Origin of the sequence: Isoptericola sp. NPDC060257, from assembly GCF_042726645.1 — a bacterium.
GTDB classification, from domain to species: domain Bacteria; phylum Actinomycetota; class Actinomycetes; order Actinomycetales; family Cellulomonadaceae; genus Isoptericola; species Isoptericola nanjingensis.
The window spans coordinates 1-1973 of the sequence record NZ_JBHXAW010000451.1 but is presented as its reverse complement, the minus strand read 5'-3'; the positions used below and the strand labels follow the sequence as shown (position 1 = coordinate 1973).

Below are 1973 nucleotides of genomic sequence, written 5' to 3'. Positions count from 1 at the left end.
GCTCCGTGAGGTCCTCGCCGAAGAGAAGCCCCTGGGCGCCCTGCGGCACCGAAGCACCCGTGGGGACGCTTGCCTCACCGCTGCTGTTCACTGTGCCTCCTGGTGTTCGACTCCACGCTAGGACGCCCCTGGGGGGTCGTCAACGACGTCGGCGCCGAGCGGGACCGCGTGTCGCGCTGCCGTGCCCCCACGTCGGGGGCCTGCGCCCGTCCCTCAACTGTCGATCACGACTTGAGGGTTCGGCTCCTACGGTAACCGAGTCTGACCGTCAACCGGAGGTCGAGGGTCCGCCCGGGCGTGGCGACGTCAGGGGGGCGCGTCGTCAGGCCGTTCCCCACCGCTCGGCGGCGTGCCCGGCTCGTGCGGTCCCCCGGGGGCCGTGAAGTCGGCCGCGGTCGCGTGGTCCAGGAAGTCGCGGAACTTCTCCACCTCGCGCTGCTGCTCGACGTCGACCACCTCGACGCCGGCGACGGCGACCACCTCGGCGGAGCACAGCACCGGGCTCCCCGTCCGCACCGCCAGGGCGATCGCGTCCGACGCACGCGAGTCGAGCCGGGTGCCGTTCGACAGGACGAGCTCGGCGAAGAACACCCCGCCGTCGAGCGCGACGATCTCGACCCGCTCGAGCTCCACGCCCACCGCGCCGAGGAGGTCCCGCAGCAGGTCGTGCGTCATCGGGCGCGGGGTCACGAGCCCGGCCTGCGCCATCGCGATGGCCGACGCCTCGCGCGCACCGATGACGATGGGGACGGCGAGGTTCGCGGCGGCGTCCAGGAGCAGCACGACGATCTCCTGGTCGTGCTGCTGCTGCCGCACCCCGAGGACCTCCACCGGGACCATCGGGGCGTCGCTCGCGTCGTCGGGTTCCACCGATCCACGGTACGTCCGCACGGTGCCGCACGTCGCCCGGGGGCGAGCCGGATCGCGACGGCGCAGCCCGCGACCGCGACGGGCAGGTCAGACGAGGTCGCTCGACCCCTGACGCACCCACGTCGAGTGCAGGCGGGCGAGCAGCTCGCCCACCTCGGCCGCCAGCTCCGCACCCTGGGCGCGTGCGGACGGGGTCTGCTGGCTCCGGTAGGGCGCCACCAGCTGGTCGACCAGGCCCACGTGCCGGTCGGCCGACGCCCGCAACGACCGCAGGTGCCGCGGCTCGATGCCGTGCTCCGCGAGCCGGACCGCGATCCGCACCACGTCGGGGGCGCCGTCGTCCAGCCGGCTGCCGGCCCGGACCTGCAGCACGCCCGCGGACACCAGCTCCTGCACGAAACGGGGTGTCGTGCCGGTCGCCTCGGCGACGGTCTCCACCGTCCACCGCCGCCGGGTCACCTCGGTCGCGGCACCCGCGTCGGCGAGCCGCGGGGCGGGGCCGGGCGCGGGCTCCCCCGCGTCCATCTCGGCGAGGCGCTCCTTGATGACCTTCAGCGGGAGGTACGAGTCCCGCTGCTCCGTCAGCACGAACCGCAGGCGCTCGACGTCGGCGGGGCTGTACTGCCGGTATCCCGACGGGGTGCGCACCGGGTCGATCAGGCCCTGGTCCTCGAGGAAACGCAACTTGGAGTGCGAGACGGACGGGAACTCCGGGCCCAGCTGGGCGAGCACGTCGGAGATCCGCATCGTCGCCTGGCGCGAGATCCCCCGCGGCCAGGGTTCCGGCGCGCCGGCGGGCTGCTCGCCCTGCGCGGCCTGCGCCGCCGTCACGACGCGGGCGCCTGCGGGTCCCGCGGCGCCTGCGGGCTGGCGTGGAACGACATGCGGAACTTGCCGATCTGCACCTCGTCGCCCGTCGTCAGCGGCGCCGCGTCGATGCGCTCCCGGTTGACGTACGTGCCGTTGAGCGAGCCGATGTCCCGGACGACGAAGCGGTCGCCCTCGCGGGCGAACTCCGCGTGCTTGCGCGACACCGTCACGTCGTCGAGGAAGATGTCGGCCTGCTCGCTGCGCCCGGCGACCGCGCGGTCGGAGTCCAGCAG

The 1973-nt window shown here is 74.2% G+C and carries 3 protein-coding genes; all 3 read right to left on the bottom strand.

Going from position 1 to position 1973, the window contains the following annotated elements; translation table 11 throughout:
- Positions 1-306: 306 nt before the first annotated feature.
- Positions 307-840 (bottom strand): bifunctional nuclease family protein, encoded by a 534-nt coding sequence (locus tag ACFWEK_RS21200; RefSeq protein WP_430545614.1) that lies wholly within the window; start codon positions 838-840, stop codon positions 307-309.
- A 117-nt stretch (positions 841-957) separates the two neighbouring features.
- The gene (locus tag ACFWEK_RS21195; RefSeq protein WP_430545498.1) at positions 958-1701 is read right to left on the bottom strand and encodes a MerR family transcriptional regulator; all 744 of its coding nucleotides are present in this window, start codon (positions 1699-1701) and stop codon (positions 958-960) included.
- Positions 1698-1973: FHA domain-containing protein (locus tag ACFWEK_RS21190; RefSeq protein WP_430555321.1), on the bottom strand; the 276-nt coding region annotated here is incomplete at its 5' end. The genes ACFWEK_RS21190 and ACFWEK_RS21195, both read right to left, overlap by 4 nt.

Bases quoted from the DNA above. Each gene is read 5' to 3' on its own strand.
- ACFWEK_RS21200 (WP_430545614.1), bottom strand. From the start codon at position 840: ATGGTCCCGGTGGAGGTCCTCGGGGTGCGGCAGCAGCAGCACGACCAG.